General features: G+C 41.3%; 18 protein-coding genes. 4 read left to right on the forward strand and 14 right to left on the reverse strand.

The window, feature by feature from the left end:
• Position 1 precedes the first annotated feature (1 nt).
• The 13 genes from NQ542_RS09430 to NQ542_RS09490 form a co-directional block, all read right to left on the reverse strand.
• A complete protein-coding gene (locus NQ542_RS09430) occupies positions 2 to 4927 on the reverse strand; it encodes a hypothetical protein (protein WP_005640855.1) in 4926 nt (1641 codons plus the stop codon).
• Positions 4928 to 4939: 12 nt separating this feature from the next.
• Positions 4940 to 5638, reverse strand: a complete 699-nt coding sequence (locus tag NQ542_RS09435; protein WP_005640854.1) for a hypothetical protein — start codon at positions 5636 to 5638, stop codon at positions 4940 to 4942.
• Entirely contained in the window at positions 5635 to 7128 is a 1494-nt protein-coding gene (locus NQ542_RS09440) for a MotA/TolQ/ExbB proton channel family protein (protein ID WP_005640853.1), read from the reverse strand. The genes NQ542_RS09435 and NQ542_RS09440 overlap by 4 nt, the downstream gene beginning before the upstream one ends.
• A gap of 104 nt (positions 7129 to 7232) precedes the next feature.
• Complete coding sequence (locus NQ542_RS09445; protein ID WP_005640852.1) at positions 7233 to 8489, reverse strand: type II toxin-antitoxin system HipA family toxin; 1257 nt, start codon at positions 8487 to 8489, stop codon at positions 7233 to 7235.
• Between the two features lie 3 nt (positions 8490 to 8492).
• A complete protein-coding gene (locus NQ542_RS09450; RefSeq protein ID WP_005640851.1) occupies positions 8493 to 8813 on the reverse strand; it encodes a helix-turn-helix domain-containing protein in 321 nt (106 codons plus the stop codon).
• A 1297-nt stretch (positions 8814 to 10110) separates the two neighbouring features.
• Positions 10111 to 10896 (reverse strand): BFO_2992 family lipoprotein, encoded by a 786-nt coding sequence (locus tag NQ542_RS09455; protein ID WP_005640849.1) that lies wholly within the window; start codon positions 10894 to 10896, stop codon positions 10111 to 10113.
• Positions 10897 to 10944: 48 nt separating this feature from the next.
• Positions 10945 to 12174: a porin family protein gene (locus NQ542_RS09460; protein ID WP_005650926.1), complete on the reverse strand. Its 1230-nt coding sequence runs from the start codon at positions 12172 to 12174 to the stop codon at positions 10945 to 10947.
• Between the two features lie 11 nt (positions 12175 to 12185).
• Entirely contained in the window at positions 12186 to 12713 is a 528-nt protein-coding gene (locus NQ542_RS09465) for an RNA polymerase sigma factor (RefSeq protein WP_005640846.1), read from the reverse strand.
• A 299-nt stretch (positions 12714 to 13012) separates the two neighbouring features.
• The gene (locus tag NQ542_RS09470) at positions 13013 to 14491 is read right to left on the reverse strand and encodes a glycoside hydrolase family 10 protein (RefSeq protein WP_005650924.1); all 1479 of its coding nucleotides are present in this window, start codon (positions 14489 to 14491) and stop codon (positions 13013 to 13015) included.
• A 13-nt stretch (positions 14492 to 14504) separates the two neighbouring features.
• Positions 14505 to 15281: a glycerophosphodiester phosphodiesterase gene (locus tag NQ542_RS09475; RefSeq protein ID WP_005640841.1), complete on the reverse strand. Its 777-nt coding sequence runs from the start codon at positions 15279 to 15281 to the stop codon at positions 14505 to 14507.
• Positions 15282 to 15305: 24 nt separating this feature from the next.
• Complete coding sequence (gene trxB / locus NQ542_RS09480) at positions 15306 to 16259, reverse strand: thioredoxin-disulfide reductase (protein ID WP_005640840.1); 954 nt, start codon at positions 16257 to 16259, stop codon at positions 15306 to 15308.
• Between the two features lie 79 nt (positions 16260 to 16338).
• Positions 16339 to 17007, reverse strand: coding sequence for a LolA family protein (locus NQ542_RS09485; RefSeq protein ID WP_005640839.1), 669 nt, complete (start codon positions 17005 to 17007; stop codon positions 16339 to 16341).
• A 116-nt stretch (positions 17008 to 17123) separates the two neighbouring features.
• On the reverse strand, positions 17124 to 19622 hold the full coding sequence (locus tag NQ542_RS09490; RefSeq protein WP_005640838.1) for an FtsK/SpoIIIE family DNA translocase: 2499 nt from the start codon (positions 19620 to 19622) through the stop codon (positions 17124 to 17126).
• A gap of 193 nt (positions 19623 to 19815) precedes the next feature.
• Here NQ542_RS09490 and NQ542_RS09495 point away from each other — a divergent pair, with 193 nt between their 5' ends.
• From NQ542_RS09495 to mdh, 4 genes are all read left to right on the forward strand, one after another.
• On the forward strand, positions 19816 to 20361 hold the full coding sequence (locus NQ542_RS09495) for a DUF5063 domain-containing protein (protein ID WP_005640837.1): 546 nt from the start codon (positions 19816 to 19818) through the stop codon (positions 20359 to 20361).
• Positions 20358 to 20939 (forward strand): 3'-5' exonuclease, encoded by a 582-nt coding sequence (locus NQ542_RS09500; protein ID WP_005640836.1) that lies wholly within the window; start codon positions 20358 to 20360, stop codon positions 20937 to 20939. The genes NQ542_RS09495 and NQ542_RS09500 overlap by 4 nt, the downstream gene beginning before the upstream one ends.
• On the forward strand, positions 20940 to 22124 hold the full coding sequence (locus tag NQ542_RS09505; protein WP_005640835.1) for a class I SAM-dependent rRNA methyltransferase: 1185 nt from the start codon (positions 20940 to 20942) through the stop codon (positions 22122 to 22124).
• A gap of 191 nt (positions 22125 to 22315) precedes the next feature.
• A complete protein-coding gene (gene mdh / locus NQ542_RS09510) occupies positions 22316 to 23257 on the forward strand; it encodes a malate dehydrogenase (RefSeq protein ID WP_005640834.1) in 942 nt (313 codons plus the stop codon).
• Between the two features lie 528 nt (positions 23258 to 23785).
• Here mdh and NQ542_RS09515 read toward each other — a convergent pair.
• On the reverse strand, positions 23786 to 24526 hold the full coding sequence (locus NQ542_RS09515; RefSeq protein ID WP_005650918.1) for a 3-keto-disaccharide hydrolase: 741 nt from the start codon (positions 24524 to 24526) through the stop codon (positions 23786 to 23788).
• Between the last annotated feature and the right edge of the window lie 75 nt (positions 24527 to 24601).

Genomic DNA, 24601 nt, shown 5'->3' on the forward strand with positions numbered 1-24601 from the left:
CTTACTTCTTTTCTATCTTAATAGAATATTCTGGTGACAATGCATCGAATTGTTCAATCTTTGCACCTCTCCAATACTTCTTGGCAATTTTCAAACAATCCTCTTTGAGTCTTTCGTCAATCATAGGATTTGCTTCTTTACCATAAATATCTCTTATTCTTTCATACGATTTCTGCAAATCCAAGTCGTTTAATGATATTCGAACTATATGGTATTTCTCATTGGGATGCTTTTGCATAAAAGTATTTTGAGATTTATGTAAATAGAATGGAGCAGTACCATCTTTAAGACTATACAATGTTGTTTTAACATCGACATAAATCCTGTCTGTAATATTATGGAAGTCATAATCTCCAATACCTTCTATTGCAGCATACTTATAATCCTTACCTTGGGCCAATAGATATTGCTCATAAATAAGTTCACCAATATATCCAATTGTTTGACGAACTTGCGACTCTTGAGTTTCATCATCAACCTCTTGCATTTCATGAAGAATCTCTAATATCATGTCTTTCTTATCAGCAAGTTCCATCAATTCATCTGCATCAAATGATTCAGCCAACTCTTTAATATTGTCAAGTTTATCTTCATCGACCTTTAAGTTCGCATCATTATCACCTGTATTACTAATTGATTTTTCTGAAGTTTGAACTATCGTAGCGATATCTGTTCCTTTTTCCTCTGCAATTTGCTCAAGTTTTTCCAATTGGTCTACATATAGTCCTTGCAATACAATAAAAGGTTGCTGGAAGAACTCCATATCGGCAATATGTTTCTCTATCATCTTTATTGCAGAGATTTTTTCTGCATTAGGATATTGAACAACTACCAAACCATTAGTGTCATAACCAAATTCCTTGTTATCTATTGCTTTTGAGAAAACCTGTTCCCTATTTTTGAGCATTGTAAAGTTTATACCAATAGGTTTCTTTGATGTTTTAATCAAGATACCTCTAGATTCGGGCATATTCTTCCAAATCTGATATGGTTCTGTTGCAATTTCATTATAATCTCCTTCATGAGCCTTAACAGAAACCTCTAGTTTAGGAGATTTATGTAGTTTATGTTTAGAAAGTAATTCTAATCCTTCATAAGCAAACACGACTTCATTTACAAAGAAATTCTGCACCTTCTTGTCATTCATCAACATATCCAAGAATATTGGCGTCCAAGAATAAATAGATAAGAAACATGATTCTTTATCATATTTTTCAAGAGTAAATGTAGGGCAAATAGAGTCAAGTGACTTATCACGACATTCGACATTACCAGTATACCTTAAGAATACCATGTTAACAATGCCTTCTGGTAGTCTATCGATTATACGTTTTATATTCTTGTAGGCATTATCTCCATAAACGTATATAAGTTCAGCATTCAACAACCAGTTTATTGTTGATTCAGTTTTATCTGGGTCTTCAAAATCAGGAATAGCTATAGCTTCTTCGTTATCACGAATGAGTCTTCTTACAGAAATGTATGATTCACTGTCGGTTCTGATATTCTCAAACAAATTGATAGCATCAACATTCTGTTCCAACCATTTCTGCATTTCGTTGGGAAGCTTTTCTTCGTCATTAAGTAAAGATTGCTCTGCAAATACTTGGGTCTCTGAATCAAAATCAGAAATCTTGAAATACTCATCAAACCCTCTATACTGGTTAGTCTTAATCATTGTCAAAGCCTCGCTAAGACTCTCTTCTTTACCTATTTCAAGATTGTAATAATCAGGCCCATCATTAAGTGAATAGTCAAGACAGAAGCGGAGTTGCTCTATTGTGAGATGTTTATCTTTTATCTCGTCATAGATTTCTTTGCAAGAAACGTTCTCCTTCTTGTCTCCATAAAATTGTTCCTTAAACCACTCTGCATCATTATCTGAAGGAAGACAATCCAGGAATGAATCGATATGTTCATTCTCTTCTTGATAATCACCATTTAAGGCATACAGACTATACTCATGATCATAAGCAATGAAAACACTATCCTTTATTGTCTCTGGAAGTCCTTCATTATTATGTCTGATACAATTAAATATGGTTTTTCTAAATTCATTCTCTTCAGTATCACGTGACACGGCAAATTTAATAATCTGCCAACGAATATCAGAATCTGTAATCTTATGGTCGATAGATATTATAGACAACGAATTGATATAATGTTCCACAACAGCAGAGCTACAATTTCTGATAAGGGGGAATATTAGATTCTTATCTGAAATCTTATCTACAACAGAATTTGCAAAGTCGTCCCGAGTGATATTGAAAGCATTTGTATCTGATGGAATAAGAGTTTGTACCTTTTGAGGTATATAGTAAAATCCAATCTCTAACAAAGCACTTCTCAAATCCGTGTCAAGGTCATTAGTATAGTTTTTCCCACCATTAAGGGCCTGAACTATAAAGCTATTATCATTACCTATAACCCTGTATTTAAGCAAGAATCCATCAGATGATATCTTCGACAAAATAGCCAATGTATCAAAGTCTATAAACTGATTAGGGTCAATCAAGTCGTAGACATATAAGGTATTCATCATGAATGGTGCAGAACTCAACACCTTTTCGTACTTATATGGCACAAAATTATAATCAGAATATGAAGCTTGAAGTTTTTCATATTCTGCTTCAGATAACTTATCGAAGTTTTCTACATTCTGACATGATTCATCTGTAGGTTTACCATTTTTGTCAAGATATAATCTAAGTAATGAACCTGCAACAGATGTTCCACCTGCCTTGTAAGCATTCTGTATATCTCTTAGATATGCATCTGTGTTGTCGCCCCAGCCATCTTCTTGCTTTATATCATCGAAATGATTTACGATCCAATTCCACAGTGCTGTATTGTCGCCTTGTTTGTCAATAAGCCAATCTCGATGTTTAATACATTCAGGTATACTACCTTTGATGCGGAAATTGTCAAACAAAATAGTCCCGTCCAAACGCTCTTCAAACAGTTCAGAGAATGGCAAATAATCACCACGCCAGTTCTGAAGAACAGTGATTCCATTTATAATTTCATCTTCGTAATCAGATTCATTTTCAGCAATCATACAGAGCGTTTGACATACAGCATCTCTGCCCATAGAAGTTTCTCTCAATTCTGCAAGATTTGCTTTTATCTTACCGAAAAGATTTGAATAATCATCTTCATCATATTCCTCACACATAGGTTCTACTATATACTCTTGACCTACAAATATTGGTTGTGTCGTCTGAGCCATATAGTAAACATTAATATCGGACTTCAATTCCCCCCATGAATATAAATTATTCTCATTTGAACGGAATAATTGTATTGTTTCAATATCTGAGATACAATCAAGACAATTGGTATGGAATAGTCTATAATCCTCCTTAGACATACACTTTATCCATGCGGACAATTTTTCCATGTCTGCCATTTGAAGCATCTCAGCAAAACGTAAAACACGAACCTTTTTATCAAAGTGGAAAGAATATTTTTTTCTGCTTTCATTGTCAATCCAATGTAAATCAGTTATACCAATATCTTTCAATAAAACATTCGTTTCCTTTTCTTCCTCACATACTTGTTCAAAAGGTACGTAAGTACCCTCAGATGTATAAGCATATTCCTTCAAGAATGGACGAATAACATCATAGAATGCTTTACGGATCTTCTGTTCATCTTCAGAGTTATCTTCTGGGCGTGACGATATCAAGGACTGATAGATATAATCAAACTTTTCTCTATTTGTAACCAAAAGCGACTTCAATTCATCAACCAAATGTGTATAGGCAAGACGCAATTGATCACAAGTTTTTTCTGTATCGCTTATACGCTGACGGCTATCATCTACCTCTAAAATCTGGCTGTCCAAAATAAAACCAAATCGATATTTTGTTTGTAGAATAGGCAATCCCTTAAAGAAGTTAACCACATTTTTTTCAGCGAATATTGGATTGAAAGCAAAGTGATAATGGAATTTATTCCCTTCTTCTACAAAATCAACAAATAATGAACTAACAGGATGCTGCTCTACTTCTTTACCCATCACATATATATGTTTAAGTGATTTGCCTACATTACGCTCTTGAGCAGCTGTGATGGAAGCAAAAACGCCTAAACGTGCACGAACATTCTCAAGGTTGTTTTCTTCAATGATCGCATCATACTTACCCTTTCCTAAGGGTATAATTAAAGCCGTTCCCTTAGTCAAGAACGATTTATTTCTTGGCGGATCAACTAATTCATTGAATGCCTTAATTGCTCTTTGTGCTTCTTCATTGCTAAATCTTTCTAAATCTTGACCTGGTGCTATTGGATAATAGCTCATAAGAATTTTCGCAAACAGTATATGGTTCTCTACATCGTCTGCTTGAGCAGGAATCCACTCATCATCATTAATAAGCCAAGCATCCAACTGGGACATATTGTGCCAACTAACAAGATATGGTCCTTTTTTGTTATTAATGATGGCATCTTTAAGAAGTTCTTCTGTATTGACGTTATGATTTATATCTGCCAAAAGTGTATAAAGCAACTTGGAACCTTGACCATACTTACCTAGTTTGTCATCATCGTTTAACTTCAAGGATTTGCCTTTTGCTAAAAAATTATATAACTGACCATCTCTAGGCTCTTCGCCTTCAGGAAGATCAAAAATATTGAGGTCAGTAAAGAACGGTTCTCCGTTATTTAGTACTATCAAGAACTCTTCATTAGCATAGAAGAATAAAGAATCTGCACTTGCATCATACGCATTCTGCACAAATTCATAGAACAACTGTTCTTTTGCATTATTTGCAAAACTGGCTGCACCTGTTATGAGAGCATCGACTTTTTGTCCCTGCCCACTCATCATATTCAAAAAGTATTCTTTATTCGAACCTACTAGTTCAAGGGTTTCATTACCTTTTGAAATTGATTTTATATATTGTCTGAGGTCTCTTACTTTCATAATTCCTCTACTTTATTTGATGTAAGGGATGATTTGAATGATAAATGTTTTGTTGAGTTCTTCTTGGCCTGGAGTATTGGAATATCTACCTTGACCACCAAAACCCGAACCAGAAATAAACACTTCTCCATTCATTTCTTGAATGGATTTAATTATCCCATTTTGATTCCAAAGATTATATAAGCTCAATGCACGTTCATAGCTACGAATTTCCATTGTGTGCCATACAGCTCTATCCGCTGCTTCATTTGCTTCCTTGGAACCTTTGTTCAAATGTCTGGCTGCTCGTCCTTCTATTATGATTTTGAAAGAAATATTTACAGACTCTTTAAATTTGGACAAAATTTTGTTAACCAACTCTTTTCCCGCTTCTATAAAAATTTCTTCTTTATCAGCCGGGATATTTGCCAAATTAGGTTCAAACATTATATCTGATTTACACTCAAATCTTTGATATTGCTCATTATAATGGAAATACTCACTTACTAATGACTTTTGTGCTTCGTTGAACTCTCGAATCATTCTTGATTGTTCAATGGTGACTTTTATACTACCACCATCACCACCAATAGCCCCTGTCACCTTAATGTAGCCATACCATGCAACAAGACTGGTTATGATAAACACAACCAGAAACCCTGACATTAAATCTGTATAATTCTGCCAGAAATTATGCTCGTCACCTTCGTTTTTAAAATTCAACTTACTCATTTGTTGGTGATTCTATTAAGTTGACTTTCAAGTTTCTGAAGAGTCTCAATTGTTGTGCTGATTTCATTGATGTGAGAAATCAGGTTCTCTATACGTTCTTGTCTTTCTTCTATTACAGCAATGACTTCATCCACCTTTTCATTTGTGTGGACAACATGCTTCATACTATCATTAATGGTCGAAAGCATATTTTCTTGACTCTCATTCATCCTATGAGCATTATTTACGGCATCAATATATGCTTGAGCTGCACTCTCATAGTTGCCCTTAATATTTCGAACATGATCACTGATGTATGCATAACTCCTTTCTAATGCTTCTACATTTGTGACAATTGCTGAACTGAGGGCATTAACTTCGTCAGTAACAGTCTTCTGTAAGTCCGTTACGAATGTAGAAAGAGAATTGCGTAATTCAGCACTTACTTCACGATTCATAGATGTACTGCTTTGAAGCATTTCTTGATTTACTTCAGCATAAGCATCCTTCAAATCAACCATCTGTTGCAAGCTGTTTGTATTTTGTTCCTGAATCTTTTCATATTCAGCATTAAATTGTGCATTCATCTTTTCAGCGAAATCTGAGTTCTGACTAGCCAATTTCTCTGACAAAGCATTATAGTTTTCAACGATAGAAGTCAATTTTTCATCCTGGCTAGAACGTAAATTAGCCAATGCAGAAGTCATTCGAGTACAGAGTGATGTGATTTGTACTGTCACATTGCTAGATACAGACTGTAACTCTGTATTGGTCCCTGCAATCATTTGCTGGACATTAGTCTTTTGCTCTTCAAGCAGACCTTTAGAGAGTGAAGACATTTTATCTGTCAAAGCCTCAAGAGTATCTGCACATTTCTTGAACTGCTCTTCACCGAAATCCTTAATATTCTGTTCAATCTGACCATGCATCTTAGTAAAGATATCATCCATTCTCTTTACAAAGTCATTGATAAATTGCTCAAGAATCTTACTTTGCTGACTAATAGTAGTATTGAGTCGTTCATTATATTCTTCATTTTTGGCACTTTGTTCTACAAGTTGCTGTGAAATCCTTGATAGAGATTTATTTGTTGTAGTTGACAACAGGGTAAGATTATACAAACACTCTTCAGGTGTTTGTAGGTTAATTTTCTTTTCCAATTTCCGGTCTTCATATGAATACCATATCTTACATCCTGCTGTTGCGATAAACGCAGAAATAAGACCTGCGATAGAAGATGTAAAGGCAGGTACCAAATTTCGAATTATGGTATCTATTTCAAGTGAGTCCTGGTTGATGTCGCCTAATGAATTACAGATAGCCACGAATGTTCCCAAAAGACCTAAAGATGTAAACAGTCCTGGTAAGCTATTCAGCAACTGTCTAGATCTATTCTTATAGTATATAAATCCAAAAATTACAGCTATTACAATACTCACAATAAACACCCCTTTACCTGTTAGTAAAACAGCGAGAGGTTCAGTTAACCATTTGAATTCAATTTCAGTCATGACTTTTATTTATTGTTTCAACTTGTTATTCTTTACTAATTATTATACTGCAGATGATTAATTTTTGCATTAATAGAACTTAGGGTACATGGATAATTGACTATCTATAGTATTTGCTTCTCAAAAACCGCAGCAAAACGTTCCTGCTCACTTTTCGCAATTTCCAATTTCGTAGCTAATGTTCTCCATTCCATAACTGCATTCAGCACCTCAGCGATGATTTGCCCGGCAGTATCTTCCGGAATCATATACTCTTCACAAGAATCCAACAATTCTTTCAAATCCGATTTATTGGTATAGCTGTTAATCAACAGACTCTGATATTCGTTTAAGGTAGGATTCATATCATATGCCGGTGACAGAGTCCATCCCTTGACAGTCAGAAGGAAACCATGATTACGGAAATGATCATCTGTGTTACCAATACAAATGTTGAACGCCACTCTACGATACAGCTCTTTCAGATTATCTTCCACATTGGTACAGTTTTGAATGATAAAATCAACAATATCCAAATAGCCATTGCCTGTATTGGCATTAGCTCCATCATTCAACCCCAAAAGTGTCATGGCTGAAGCAAAGTGTATACGTTTACCATCTTCTCGTCTGTCAAATCGTCTGGAAAGCAAAGTATGATATTTATCATTTGTAGAGATTACTCTTGTTTCCGCTGCATTGATCCCAGTTTTTTTTGCCAAAAGATGCGAAAAATGTTCCCAAAGACCTGCATCATAATCATCCTTACGGGACGGAAACTTTGCTATACAAAGATTCTTGTTTTCATCAAGCACACTTGCTTTTGGACGTGCACCACCAAGAGAAGAGCCTGGCTGCACCAACTGTGCAATCCATCGCATTTCAGGAAGCTGATCCTCTTCTTCGCTTTTCTCTATTTCAGAACTGGCTGCAATCAACTCACGTATGTCTGTCAATGGAGGAATGCGCAAGGTTTCACTTGCATTAATATAGTTTCCATCCATGGATTCTTTGAAACGGAAACCTCCCATACGAGAAAAGTCTTCAATCCCTATAAGATAGTCAAACGAAGAAAGCCTACGCACCGGGCGTTTTTCATCCTTTGCCAGAATCTGCTCCCTGCGATTTATCAATGTACGTCCCCACCTGTCTGGAAGAGCATCCGAAAAGCATCCGAAAATATCCTTGCCGAGAGCCGTGTACTGCTGACCAGGATAATTGTTCAAATCATCACTAAGAAACAGACTACCATAGTCCTTCAACCACTCATTACTATAACAAAATCCATAGCTGTCAGAGCCACGAAGTGATTCGTAACTTAGCTCTCCAACAAGCCTTGGTTCTTTCAGCCAATCGAAATCGGCAAATACATAAAGTTTTTTCATCGCTTATTCTTTTTTGGATGCTCTTTCTCGTTTCTTAAGACTCAAATCCTGCAAGGCCTTTCCCATTGCATCTTCTTTTGCAAGCAGAAGAAGATCATCATCCAGCTGAAGTGCATAAAGCACCCTAAGATAAATGCCTATTGCCACTGTCGGTACACCTTTCTCTATGCGTGAAACCGTAAGAGGTGAACAGGTGGCACGTTCGGCAACCTGAGCAATACTGAGATTTCTACGCAGTCTGGCCAGCCTGATCTGCTCACCGACTATCTTCATCTTCTGCTCCAATTTCCTTGGCAACTTGGTACCCATTGTACTTTTTGTCATAGCTCAACATATCATATAATATGCAAATATAGCAGTTTTATTTTATTTTATGATGTGTTACAGAGATAAATTTTTGAATTTATTTCTGCAGAAATCTGCTTCGGCCACATTATTGGGCGTTGAGATATTAAATGCTATTATATTATTCATAAGGCTGATATTTTACAGATAACAAACAATATATTATTTCTATTAGGCAATCTTAAAAAAATAGCGACCGCTGTCATATAAGTCGTCGTTTGTAACAAACACTGACCACACATCAACTTAACTATATCAACCTTATAGCTGGAAAAAAGGCCATCAGTTAAACCGAAGTGATACATTGCTATCAAATCTCTTCAACGATCTCAATATTCCGTTCAAAAGTTACTCTTATCAAGAGTGATATATTGATAGGCTGGTGAAATCTCGTTCCAAGACCCGATTTATGCCTATTAGTTGAAGACTGATTACTTTGCAAAACAATCATAATTTGTCCACCTTTGTTTCAGAGGCATTTTTGTACCTTTTTTTATAAAAAACTTATCGTCAAATCATAGTGCTTGATTATAAATCCTATATTTTTTTATTTTATTTTCAATATCCTACCGCTTGCCGCATCCACACCTAAATAGTAAACATACGACAAAGTATCCTAAACTGGAAACAACATAGAAAAAAATTAAGTTCCCAATGATAATGATGTAATATCGTCTTACTTTTTTTGATTTTGTTACATAATCAAAAACATAAATAATCTCCGGATTACACCACAAGTACTACTTAAATATATTATTATTTTCCACATTAATACATTGAGAAATTCACAAAAAAGACCTATCTTTGTTGTACCATCATCATGTAGCGCATGGGATAAAACTATTAAAGAATCAAAGTTTTATACTTGATTTTTGATATACAAAATTTGAATGAAGAAAGGCGGTACAAATAAAATCAATAAAAGGCTGAAAAACAAAGGTTTGCACTTGTACATAGAAAATGAATTCTTTGTCAAAAATATATTTGTACCGATTAAAATGCTAAAACGCTGATAATTAAACATGCTTCGATGTTGCATCGAAAACTTTCTGTTGGCATTATTAGCATATATGGAATCGGCAGCCACACATCTTAGGGACATTCATTAAATATTGGGATATTATTATGATAAAAGCATTGCCAAAAACTATGGAGGTGCATTAAAGTCTCCTTGTTTCCATGCTTGACTCAAGATCACAAAAAACTAGCCTTATCGATCTAATGTTTATACGGCCGATTTTAATGTGATCCTGCGTCAAGCGCAAGATATGGAATATTAATTTGTAGCTTCCTCAATCGAGAATTGAGAAATTTTAGAATACCCCCAAGTCGCTATCTTTGTCGAATCTGCGTTGAATGTCAAAGGATACTTCACACGATAACTTACAATCTTCTTCCCTGCTGCTGATTCTTTTCCTTTCAACATAGAATATAATGTACCTCCTTCAACAGCGATCGGGTCCATAGCATTGCTAATGGTTGGTGCTTTCCCTTCTTCCCGCTTTTGAGCACGTAAGCACAACGTATAAACACGGTCCGTTCCATCAACAGTTTCAGGTTCTTGATTAGAATCCATCGACATTATATATGTGTTCTTCTGATCCGTCAACACAGATGTAAAAGTAGGAATAACAACGATTCTCTTATAATTATTAGAAAATAACAATGCACTTTCGGAACCAGACAAAAGCAATTCATTATCTAATGCCATTGAGTCCAATGGAGAATAACTCAAATCATATTTTGCTAATGGAGAAGAAGCAGCTCCTGTCGCCACATAAAAACCATTTGTACTGGCATTCGCATTATCCGCCGAATCAAAATCGACCGTAAAATTAGCCAACACACAATCTCCAGCCCTATAAGTCGGATCATTTGCAATTGTAGCGACATACAACGGATAATAGCCCAATGGATAAATCAGAGTTCTCATCGTAGAAGAATAATCGACTATAGCATAACTTGAAAGTTGCTGTGTATTACCGCCGCCGTCCAAACAAGAGGTTAACGAAAACATACCCGCAGCGATTGCTGCTAACCCTAAAACTTTAAGTTTCTTCATTTTTACTGTTCTTTAATTTTATATTGTTTATTATTTATTAGTTCTTACTCAAAAACCGAAACGGAAACCCGCCTGCAAATTCACATTAAACGGTTTCTCGGAACGGATCGTCTCAATATCGCTTCCGTTATCGAAATAATAACCGGCTCCCACCTCCGCATAAACACTTAAGAAACGGAGCAACGGATAGCTGGCACCGGCCCGGGCATTCACAGACCACATCCATTCTTTCATACGGATATGCTTCTTCTCGTGACGGATTTCATTGTTTTCCACAAATATTTTGGCATTCAACTTACCAGCAACATTAATCTCGGTCATGGCCCCCGCCGCTGCATAAAATTGAATACGCTTCCATTCTGCTATTTTATAGGACAAAGAAAGAGGAATTCCAATAAAATGTAACTTCTGTTTCGTCTCACCATGATATATAGCTCCGGTCTCCCATTCGGAAGAAAGGAATGTATAATTTAAACCAGACTGGAGGGAAAAACGGTCATTTATAGAATAACTGACACCTAATCCGATCGAAACTGGTGTCTTATGGCGAATATTTGTTTTCGGAGATTGACTATTGAAATACGGGGAATTCAATTGCAACAGTTCCTGATCCGTCATCAACGTATTCTTCAAAGCATAGGCATTTAATGAATTAGATGTTCCAGCACTCACGCTACCACCTCCCATTCCGAAACTCCATCTTTTCGCCCGTACTTTCTTTTCTTCTGTTTTCACAGGCGCTGCATCCGCAAATAAAAAGTGTGTTCCGGTCAGCGTTGCCGTCTCGGTCACCGCTATCGCTTCGGACGCTTCGGATATTTTAGAAGAAATCACTACAACAGTATCACAATCTTCTTCTGGCGAAAGGACAACTTCGTCTACAGTTATATCCGACCGGGACGTAGTTACGGCCGTAACTTGCGCAACAGCACGTTTTGCCATCCGGTCAACCGGCTTGGAAGCGACGACTGCTGGTGTCACCGATTCGGATCGTTCAGTCAGCCTGTTTTCAACAGCCTCGGTTTCTTTCCGTATCGTTTCGGCTATAGGCAGATGTTCCCGGTCGCGGTTAAAAACATAGACTCCTCCTGTTACAACCAATAAAGAAATAACAGCAGCAGCCCCCCAATAGCGTAAAGTCCGCCGGAAAGGGACAGATTTTTTAACCGGCAAACGGTCAGCTATTGCCTCCCAATCACCCGGCATCGTATCCGCTTCAAAGTCTTGCAACTTCGAACGGAACAAATCGTCAAATATATCTCTTTCCTTATCCTTCATTTCTTTATTACTCAATACAATTCATGAATCCTGCGTTGCAATAATTGTTTGGCACGCGTGAACTGCGACCGGGATGTACTCTCCGTTATATTCATCATCTCGCTAATCTCCTTATGTGAATAACCTTCTATTGCAAACAGATTAAACACTGTACGAAAACCAGCAGGAAGCTCCTGCACAAGTTTCATCAACTCGACTGCCGACATATCGGATATAGCAGAACTATCTGGATGAACCAACTCCACCGTATTATCCAGATCGACTGCTTCACGCAAAACATCCGATTTGCGCAAATACTCCAACGCACAATTGACAAAGATCTTTCGCATCCACCCCTCAAACGACCCAAGTCCCGAATAAGAATCCATACTGGTGAAGACTTTCACAAAACCATCCTGTAGCAAATCACGGGCAGTTTCCCTGTCGCTAACATAACGCAGACAAACTCCCATCATTTTACGGGAATACGTTTCGTATAGCTCCTTCTGAGCCAGCCTTTCCCCATTCCTACAACCCTCTATCAGTTGTTTCTCCGTCATTTAGTGTGTGCCTTCATGCCCTTTCCAGGACCATACATTTATTATGATGTTCAAATTATCCGAAACGCTGCATTCCGGATAAATTATTTTTCTTGAAAACGCACAAAGATACTGTATTCTGGCAAATAATCGGAATCGGTATCAATTTTTAGACACAGATTTCACAAATTATGTAACCCATACCTAAATATGCTATAAAGCGATATGTCAAAATATACTTGCCCCTTACTTTTTTAGCAAGGGCAACCAGCTCCATTGTCCACCGGAGTATTCCAGGGTTTCCTTCCAAACCGTTAATATTATTTAGGATATTTAGAAAGATAATAATAGGTTTCTTTCGATAGCACGCTTTCTATATGATAGCGAGTGGAAGATGAAACGGAAAATATATATCCCCGCTCCGAAGTCGTATCGACAGGCAGATAGATGGAGGTATCCCGGATTCCTGTCATCAAGATATTTCGGGCGGATGTCGGATTGATCGAATCCGTCAGCGAATAATAGACGGTATAAGTCAACACGTCCTTTTCCGAATCCGGTTTCTGCCAGGAGAGCTTCAACTCATTCCCTTCCTTTTTCACCCGTATTTCTTCCGGGGCTGCAGGAACCGTATCGTCCAACCAGGACAAAGGAGGAAGTTGTGCCGGATATTTATAATATTTATCCTTCAACTCATCGTATATCCCTTTCGTATTGTCAAGGATATTCGCACAACGGAAGAATGTACAGCCGGCCCCTCCGTAATAACGGCTGTAGTCGATCTGATCCGTTATATCGTTGACGGTCCAGTCTGCCTCTTCTTTCAACATCCGGTACGCGCCCAATCCGGGAACAACAAGGCGTCCGTTGCAGTTATCTACCCAATTGTCAACAAACGGGAAAAAGTTATCATGCAGGTAATACATCATCGGGACGATCATATCCTGCTTCCCGTTCTGCATCCACATTTTCGGATCCTGGAAGACACTTTCATAAGCCGTCCATCCGGCGTTCGGAACACGTTCGATGCGGTTATACTTGCCGAGCGGCGAACTGCTGACCTGTATCCAAGGCTTTACCGATTTCACCCAGTCATAAATGCGGTAAACCATCTTATTGATATTCTCCCGGCGCCATTCTGCCAGCGGGCGTTTCTTACCATATTTATTATACAAGTTTTTATCCGGGAAAGATTTTGCCTGTTCCGGATAGCGGATATAATCGAAATGGATGCCGTCGATATCGTATCCGTTCACCAACTCCTTTACTAAAGACAACACATAGTCGGAAGTTCCAGGAACGCCGGGGTCTAAATACCATTCGCCGTTATGACGCTTGCAGAGTTTCGGCTGGCGCCTGACAACCGAGAGCTTTCCCTGTTCTTTCACACTCTTGTCCGTGCCTAGCGGGAAAGTTACAAACCAAGCATGGCATTCCATCCCCCGTTTGTGGCATTCGTCGACCACGAAAGCCAGCGGATCATATCCCGGCATCATTCCATATTTTCCAGAGAAAGTTTTGCTTGCCGGTTCAATAGCCGAACGCCAGATGACGTCGCCACGCATACGGACCTGCAAAAAAACAGTATTGAAATTCGCATCCTGCAAACGGTCCAGAATGTCACAGACATCGCGTTGTTGCGCCTTTCGCCCCGTCTCCGTCGTTGCCGGATTATGTGGCCAGTCCAGACCATAGACAGTTGTCAGCCACACTCCCCGAATCTCACGCTTGGGAGGTTCGACTGCATTCGAAACCAATGTCAGGAACAAGAGCAATAACGACAAGCAATACTTTCTCATTTCACACATTTACTCAGCGGTACAAATGTACTGCTTTTTGCGCTTCTTCGGGATAGTCGGTAGTCAGAAAGTCCACACGCTTCTCGATCATCTCTTCCATCACCTGAGGATCATTGACCGTCCAGACATTGATTTTCAGTTTCAGATCTTTTGCTTCAACAAACCATTCCGGATGTTTCTGCATCACCTTATAATTATAGTCGAGACCGGCAAAACCGAGTTCTTTCAACTGTTTCGGAGACAAGTCGCCGTTCAGGTAGTAGACTGGAGTCTTCGGGGACAGACGGTGAAGCTCCTTTGCGGCTTCCAAACTGAAAGCGATATATTCGGTGCGTTTCGTCAATTTCTTACCATTCACCATGTCGACTACAATCTTTGCCGCTTCCCGATCCCGCAGGGGAGTCGCATGGGATTTCAATTCGAAAATCAGCTTGGTCTTTTTCAGCTTCTTCGCCCTGTCCAAATACTGTTCCAACGTCGGAAGCGTTTCGCCGTTCGAAAGTTTCAGATCTTTCAGCTCCGCATAGGAGGCCGTCTGGATATCCTTTCCTTCTATTTTACGGTCATGGTACACAACCGGGACATTATCAGCTGTCAGGTGTACGTCAAACTCGGAACCGTATACTTTGATCTCATTCGCCCGCTCCAACGAACGAATAGAGTTTTGGGCGGCCCCTTCCGTTTTCCAATAACCGCGATGAGCGATCACCTTTGTCTTTCTTTTAGCCGACACGGGAACCGCCATCAGTACACACAAAAGAAAAAGAAGAGAGAGTTTCAAGTGTTTCATAACGAGAGAATAAGTTCAATGAAATTATTTTCCAATCTCCGACAAATAGCGTTCCGCCTCGATTGCAGCCGCACAACCGCTACCTGCAGCCGTAATGGCTTGGCGATAATGTGGATCAGCCACGTCTCCGGCAGCAAATACCCCCGGCACTCTTGTCTTCGGCGTACCCGGAACCGTCTTAATATAGCCAACCTCGTCTGTTTCGACCCAGGGTTTGAATATCTTGGAATTCGGAGTATGACCGATAGCCAAGAAGAACCCGTCAATTGCTATATCCACCTTTTCTTCGTCCGGTTCACCCATCCGTTTTACCAGATGTGCACCTTCGACACCGTCTTCACCGAAAAGACCGATCGTGTTATGCTCGAACAAGACCGTGATATTCGGAGTGTTCAGGACACGTTCCTGCATGACTTTGGATGCACGCAAATACGGTTTGCGGACAATCAGATACACTTGTTTTGCCAAGCTGGACAGATAAAGTGCTTCTTCACAAGCCGTATCACCACCTCCTACAACAGCCACCACTTTCTTACGATAGAAAAAACCGTCGCAAGTCGCACAAGCCGAAACACCCATTCCGGCATATTTCTGCTCATCCGGCAATCCTAAATATTTGGCAGTCGCACCGGTCGAGATGATCAGCGTTTCCGTCTCAATCACTTTCTCACCGTCAATCGTCACTTTATAGGGAGCAGCAGACAAATCTGTCTCAGTCGCAATGCCAACGCGGATATCAGCACCGAAACGGGCAGCCTGCTTCCGCAAGTCTTCCATCAGTTCCGTACCGGTAACGCCTTCGGGATAACCGGGAAAATTCTCTACTTCGGTAGTAGTCGTAAGCTGTCCGCCCGGCTGAATGCCTTCGTAGAGGACAGGGGACAGATTTGCACGTGAAGCATAGATAGCCGCAGTATAACCGGCAGGGCCTGAACCGATAATCAGGCAACGAACTTTTTCATTCTGAGTTGTATTCATCGTTTTATGATTTATGAGTTATGATTGATAATTTATGGATTATGATTTATGCGTCGATAATAAAATCATAATTCATAAATCACCTCAAATCTATTATTTCAGCATCAGGATAGTCTTTTTCGTTAAAAACAAAATAGCTATCCGGTTGGTTTACTCCCGTTTTCATTTTGCTGATACGGATCGTACTGCTGATCCCATTCTTTGAAAAAACGGCGATCGAAGCCGGAAGACCGGAAAACTTCTCTATCTGGAGCTCCACCCGTACGATATCGCTTTTCTTTTTAGGAACCAGCTCGATATCATGAGCAGCTTTGCCGCTCGGAGACGTGCTCTCGCCCTTATATTTAGCGGTAAATCCTTTTTCATAGGAACGGAGCAACAGGGTCGGATTCGTAGCCTGCAACTCCTCGCCGGTCGGGGTGGAAACATTGACTTCCTCATTACGCTCGACAAACGACCATTGTGTCGTTCCATCAAACCAAGTGATCATATCAGGAGTCTTCAGTACGAATTTATCACCTTTAATATCGACCGTACCATCAAAGCTTTCCGACACTTTCTGCACATCCGAACGTGTCTGCATCGTAAAGTAAGCAGTCAAGCCGTTAGAATCTTCATAAGCAGAAGCAGCCTTATCCAAAATGGACGTAGCGTTCTGTGCCAATACCCTCACACCGGATATAGTCCAAAAACACAGGAAAACAACAGCCAAAATGCGGCAAACTTTTATTTTATTATCTCTTTTCATGTCGTTTTTTATTTATGATTTAAACTCCCAATCATTAGCAGATCTCAAAAAGGGCTTATAGCACTCAAAACATGTCAATATAGATAAACCAACAGCCCATCCCCATAACTCATAAATCATTTCAACGAATTCAACAACTGCTCCAGGCTGTATTCGTCCTGAATCAAGACCTGACGGGCTTTACTACCCTCGAAAGGACCGACAATACCCGCCGCTTCCAATTGATCCATCAAGCGACCTGCACGGTTGTAACCGATTGCAAACTTTCGCTGGATAAGCGAAGTCGAACCCTGCTGCTGGATCACAATCAGACGGGCTGCTTCATCGAACAACGGGTCTCGATCCGACAGATCCACCGTCCCGGCCGAAGAAGATTCACCGCCTTCACCTATATATTCAGGCAACAAATAAGCAGTCGGATAAGCCACCTGCGCACCGACATAATTCACGATATCTTCCACTTCCGGCGTATCGACAAACGCACACTGAACACGCGTCGGCTCGCTGCTTCCGGTAATCAGAACCAGCATATCTCCCTTACCGATCAAACGGTTAGCCCCCGGGGTATCCAAAATCGTACGGGAGTCAATCTGAGACATCACCTTAAACGCAATACGGCTCGGGAAGTTACTCTTGATCGTCCCTGTAATCACTTTCGTATCCGGGCGCTGGGTTGCCAGGATCATATGGATACCAACCGCACGAGCCTTAGCCGCAATACGCGAGATCGGCAACTCGATCTCTTTGCCAGAAGTCGCAATCAAGTCGGCAAACTCATCAACGATTGCAACGATATAAGGCAGAAACCGATGTCCTTTCTCCGGATTCAGACGGCGGGAAATGAATTTTTCATTATATTCCTTTATATTACGCGCCGAAGCCTCCACCAATAATTTATAACGATTTTCCATCTCGATCACCAAAGAGTTCAAAGTCGCCACCGCATCCCCCGGCTCCGTCACGATCGGTTTGTCGGCATTCGGCAATTTCGCCAGATAATGGCGTTCGATCTTCGAATAAATGCTAAATTCCACCTGCTTGGGATCGACCATCACGAACTTCAATTCGGCCGGATGCTTCTTATACAGCAAAGAGGTGATAATCGCATTCAAGCCGACCGATTTACCTTGTCCGGTCGCACCAGCCACCAACAGGTGGGGAGTCTTGCACAAGTCGAACATAAACACTTCGTTGACAATCGTCCTTCCGATCGCCACCGGCAAATCATACGTACATTCCTGGAATTTACGCGAAGCGACCACCGACTGCATCGAAACAGTCTGCGGCTTATTGTTCGGAACCTCGATTCCGATCGTTCCTTTACCCGGCATCGGTGCGATAATACGGATCTGCAAGGCTGAAAGGCTCAAAGCAATGTCATCTTCCAGATTCTTAATCTTGGAAATACGCACACCTGCTTCCGGGATGATCTCATAGAGCGTAACCGTCGGTCCGACTGTCGCCTTGATAGAAGCGATATTGATACCGAAGTCCTCCAACGTCCGCTTGATCATCTGCTGGTTCTCTTCCAATTCTTCGCGGTTTACCTCGACATTGCCCGAATCATAAAATTTCAACAGGTCGAGCGTCGGGAACATATAACGGGACAAGTCCAGGCGTGGATCATATTTACCCAATTGAGACTGATCGAATTCCTCCTCTTCTTCGGGCACTTCCACTTCGAAAATCGTGTTATTGCCATTGCCGGCCTCGACAACCGGATCATCCCCACGGGCTACTTCAAATTCAAAATCATCCTTTTGCGGGACTTCCGTTTCCACTTCGGCTTTCCGCATCTCGGTTTCCGTATCGAAAACATACTCGTCCGGCCCGATGTTTTCTTCTACTGTCTCACGATATGCAACAGGCTGAGGTGCAGCCACTGTTTTTTCAACAGGGGCATAAACCTCTGCTTCCCCTTCCACATCTTCTTCCTCTTCCGGCACTTCCGTCGTTTCACTCTTATCCCGTTTCAAACGGTTCTTTAGCCATCCGAAAGAGAAGACATTTTGCAGGAACGGGATCGTCCGTTTACTGGTGAAGATCGCAACAATCAGGAACAAGCCGACCAGCAGCAGGACCGTTCCCGGTATCCCGATATTATTCATCATCACCTCCGACAAATAATATCCGTGCTGTCCCCCCAAATAAATAAACGTATCTTCATATCCGCGGATAAAGATAAAAGCAAAGAACAACGATCCCCATATCAGCATGGCCGCACTAAACAGGAAACGTTTCAACAACGATACCCGGCTCAGGTTCATTAGCTTCGCTCCGACTGAACCGAGGAAAAACAGGATCAGGAAAGAAGAAATCCCAAACCACCGGTTCATCAGCAAATCGGCAAGAAAAGCCCCGCGCACCCCCGTCCAGTTCTCTACTGATCCACGATTGATCACCAGGTCCGACAACGGGATATTCTCGATCTTGCTCTGATCCGCCCCTCCCGTAAAGAAAAACGAAATCAATGCCAGACCTACATATATGGTAACAATGGAAATAACCAATCCGGTAATAAAACGGGTCCGCTCGCTGGTAAAAAAGTTCCGAATCCCTTTAAATTTACTTTCCCCGTTATTCGTATTTTGTTTTGCAGTCGTCTTTTTAGCCATTACACAATTAAATTTACAACACGCAAATGTACATAGAAAATTTCAAGTTCCCTACGACATTCGCATTTCCCTTAGGCTCCAATCTCAAAATTCCGGCAAAACATTTGGGTGCGGTATCCTATATTAGCTTTACAAAGAAAAAATTGCTACTTTTGCAGATTATAAACGCAAGGTATCTACTAAGATAATTAGCATGGAAAAAGAGAACAACCCGATATACGAACGCAATACGCTGGAATTCGTAACAGTTGCACTGGAATTTTGTACGTTTGTCGAGAACGCCGGCAATACCGGTCTTTTCGACTTTCTGGATAAGGCAGTCAAGATCTTGCCCTTGCTGTATCTGAAAGCCACCCTTCTACCCGAAGCGGAAGAAGACGAAGATGCAGAACCGGAATTGACCGTCACGGAAGACATGTACGAATCGGTCCGCAACCGGATCGCCGGACTGCTCGGAGAAAAAGACTCCTATCTCGAAACGTTCCATCCGGATATGCAATACAGCGACACGCCGATCGCCGCCTTTATCTCGGAGAATCTGGCCGATGTTTACCAAGACACGGGTAATTTCATCTCTCTGTTCCGTCAAGGCAATGAAGAAGTTATGCTCGAGGCAATCGTATTGTGTCGTAAAAACTTCTGCGAATTCTGGGGACAACAATTATTAAACGCATTAAAAGCACTCCACGCCGTGCGATACAGCGATGAAGAACTTTTAGAAACCGACAAAGAAGAATGACACAACAATACACACATTCGATAACAAAAGAGGCAATATCCGAGCTTCCCTTAGAAGAATTTACCGGAAGGATCATTGTGATCGACACATTGAGGGATGTTGAGAAAGCAGTCGGCTACCTCTCCGAATTCCAGTCCGTCGGGTTCGACACGGAAACCCGTCCGAGCTTCAAGAAAGGACAACGTTACAAAATATCGCTTATGCAAATATCGACCGACGAAGCCTGTTTTCTGTTCCGCCTGAACCGGATCGGTATTCCGGAAGCATTGGAAGAATTTCTGGCGAATGAAAAGGTGCTGAAGATAGGCCTTTCACTGCGCGACGATTTCGGGGCGATGCGGAAACGCACGGACATACAACCCGCCAACTTCCTGGACTTGCAGAATTATGTCGGGCAGTTCGGCATCGAAGACGCCAGCCTGCAAAAGATATACGCCATCCTCTTCAACAAGAAGATCTCGAAAGGACAGCGTCTGAGCAACTGGGAAGCCGACGTCCTCAGCGACGCACAGAAAAAATATGCAGCCCTTGACGCATGGGCCTGCCTGAAAATATACAATCAATTGAAACAGATATAAATGAAGGAGTGTAAAGTATTTCTCAAACCGAAAAAAGAGGAATCGTTGCTACGTTTCCACCCGTGGGTATTCTCCGGTGCTATCCAAACAATCGAAGGTGAACCGGAAGAAGGCGACTTGGTAGAAGTTTATGGTACGAACGGACGCTTTTTAGGTATCGGACATTATCAGATAGGCAGTATCGCCGTACGCATCTTATCTTTCAAGCCGGTCACGATAGATGCCGCTTTCTGGGAAGAACGCATCCGTATCGCTTACACACTGCGCCAGACACTGGAACTTGCCGGAGTGGAAAACAACAATACATATCGATTGGTACATGGAGAAGGAGATAATCTTCCGGGACTTGTCATCGACATGTATGCCCACACCGCCGTCATGCAGGCGCATTCTGTCGGTATGCACTATGCACGCCATCAGATTGCCGAAGCCCTGAAAGCCGTGTTGGGAGATTCTTTACAGAACATATATTACAAATCGGAAGCGACTTTGCCTTACAAGGCCAACTTAGGCAGCGAAGACGGCTACCTGTACGGTGGTGAAGTGGAGGACATCGCTCTTGAGAACGGCCTGAAATTCTGTGTCGACTGGCAAAAGGGGCAAAAGACAGGTTTCTTTGTCGATCAGCGCGAAAACCGGTCGTTGCTGGAACGCTATGCCAAAGGACGCTCCGTACTGAACATGTTCTGCTACACTGGCGGCTTCTCGTTCTACGCCATGCGGGGAGGAGCCAAGGTCGTTCACTCGGTCGACAGCTCTGCCAAAGCGATCTCGCTGACCAACAGGAACGTGGAATTGAACTTTCCAGGCGATCCGCGCCACGAAGCTTATGCGGAAGACGCTTTCAAATATCTCGAAAAGATGGGAAGCAACTACGATCTCATCATCCTGGATCCACCAGCTTTCGCCAAACATAAAAACGTATTGCGCAATGCCTTGCAAGGTTACCGCAAACTGAACGCCATCGCTTTCGAAAAGATCAAGCCAGGAGGTATCCTGTTCACCTTCTCCTGCTCGCAGGTGGTAAGCAAAGAAAACTTCCGTCTGGCCGTATTCAGTGCTGCCGCCCAGTCCGGGCGCAGTGTCCGCATCCTGCACCAACTGACACAACCCGCCGACCATCCGGTCAACATTTACCATCCGGAAGGGGAATATCTGAAAGGGCTGGTACTTTATGTAGAGTGAGAAGAGGTATGAATTATGAATTATGATTTATGCATCGATGATAAATGATAAATCATAATTCATAAATTTAACTGAGGAAGGCGTAAAATATATACGGAAATATTTCTTTATTTCGTAATAGGTTGTACCTTTGTCTCGCTTTTAAGAGAGATAGAAGTATTATTATAAGTAAAACATAAAAACTTATTATTATGTCTAAAGTAACAGTTGTTGGCGCCGGTAATGTAGGTGCTACTTGCGCAAATGTTCTTGCCTTCAATGAAGTGGCAGACGAAGTTGTAATGCTTGACGTTAAGGAAGGGGTTTCCGAAGGTAAAGCAATGGATATGATGCAGACTGCTCAACTGCTGGGTTTCGATACTACAGTTACAGGTTGCACAAATGACTACGAAAAAACAGCTAACTCTGACGTTGTTGTCATCACTTCAGGTATTCCTCGTAAACCAGGTATGACTCGCGAAGAACTGATCGGTGTTAACGCTGGTATCGTTAAGAGTGTTGCTCAGAACATCCTGAAATATTCTCCGAACGCAATCCTGGTAGTGATCTCCAACCCGATGGATACAATGACTTACCTGTCATTGAAGTCTCTGGGTCTGCCGAAAAACCGTATCATCGGTATGGGAGGTGCTCTGGATAGCTCCCGTTTCAAATATTTCTTGTCTCAGGCTTTAGGTTGCAATGCTAACGAAGTCGAAGGTATGGTAATCGGCGGTCACGGTGACACGACTATGATCCCGTTGGCTCGTCTGGCTACTTACAAAGGTATTCCCGTAAGTAAGTTGTTGAGCGCTGAAAAACTGCAGGAAGTTGTCGCTTCCACTATGGTCGGCGGTGCTACACTGACTAAGCTGTTAGGTACTTCCGCATGGTATGCACCGGGTGCAGCAGGAGCTTATGTTGTCGAGTCTATCATCCACAACCAGAAGAAGATGGTTCCTTGTTCCGTTTACCTGGAAGGTGAATACGGAGAATCCGATCTTTGCATCGGCGTTCCTGTTATCCTGGGTAAGAACGGTATCGAAAAGATCGTTGAACTGGAATTGACAGCTGAAGAAAAAGAACTCTTCGCCAAGAGTGCAGCAGCCGTTCACAAAACAAACGAAGCGTTGAAAGAAGTCGGCGCTCTTTAATAATCGGAAAAAAGGTTTGATAATATAGAAAAGAGGATAGTCCTTCGGGGTTATCCTCTTTTTGTCTATACACCTTCTCCATTTTATAGTTCATATTAAATGATATAAGTTCATTTTTAGGCAGATATGAATCATTTCAACTTCACCCACCTTTGACACCTTTCGATTATCATGTCATACAAGGGTGAAGGCAGACAACCGGACTGCCTTCACCTCAAAAATTTGCCTTCACCTGTCTCGCCCAGATTCGGGTTGGCCATGCCCCCATCTTCACATCCACCTATATATATTAAATGAAAAACAAGGATACTACAATATCAATTAATCAACAAATACACAGGTATTAACAGCTATTTCTACCACTCCTTACCTTTTCGCCCTTAGTCGAAAAGGTTTTTGACCTGTGTCGAAAGGGCTTTTGACCAAGGGCGAAAAGGTTTTCGACTAAAGGCAAAAGGTCTATGAGCAGGCTGTTTGGCAATAGAAGCATGCCAATTGTCACTTAAATTAGCAGATTTAAACCATAACTTACTTCAATTCCCGAATCTTGATATTGCGGAACCAGATCGGATAACCATGATCCTGCAAGCCGATATACCCTTCATGGGAAATGCCTTCCTGGAAGCCTTGGAAATCTTTGAATTTGCTATTGGCAACCATATCATCCCATTCTTTGCTCCACAAAGTATACTGAACGACCTTCTTTCCATTCTGGGTATGCGTCACTTTGCCATCCTTCACCTTGATCACAATCGTGTTCCATTCGCCGGCAGGTTTTACCGTTTTCGGATCGGCAGGGAGCATATCATACAAAGAACCGGCAAGGTGGTTTGCCAGCTTGTTGTCGGTTGCATCCACATTATCCAGAACCTGCACTTCGGGAGCTGCATAATAGATCGGTTTGCCCGGAACTTCGCGTACATAATAGAAGATACCTGAATTTCCCATTTTACTGGTTTTCCAATCTACAGACAGCTCAAAGTTCTTGAACTTCTTTTCCTTATACAGGATATCGCCACCTGCACCGTGTCCAGGTTTTTTGCCCGGAGCGGTAAAGACTTTCATCGCCTCGTCTTCGATTACCCAGTTCGATGCCATACCGGTACTGTTACATTGTCTCCAACCGGTAAAATCTTTCCCGTTGAACAGCAAAGTCCAACCTTGTTTCTTTTCTTTTTCAGTCAACGTGTTATTCGCTTTTTGCGCAAAAGAAGGGACAGCAGCCATAACTGCTAAAAGAACCACAAACGATTTAAATAAGTTTTTCATGTTACATTTCATTTTTAGATTAGACATTGAGAATATAAAACTCAACAAAGATAAATAAAAAAAGAGCTGCTCCAT

This window comes from Parabacteroides merdae ATCC 43184 (genome assembly GCF_025151215.1).
Taxonomy (GTDB): Bacteria; Bacteroidota; Bacteroidia; order Bacteroidales; family Tannerellaceae; genus Parabacteroides; species Parabacteroides merdae.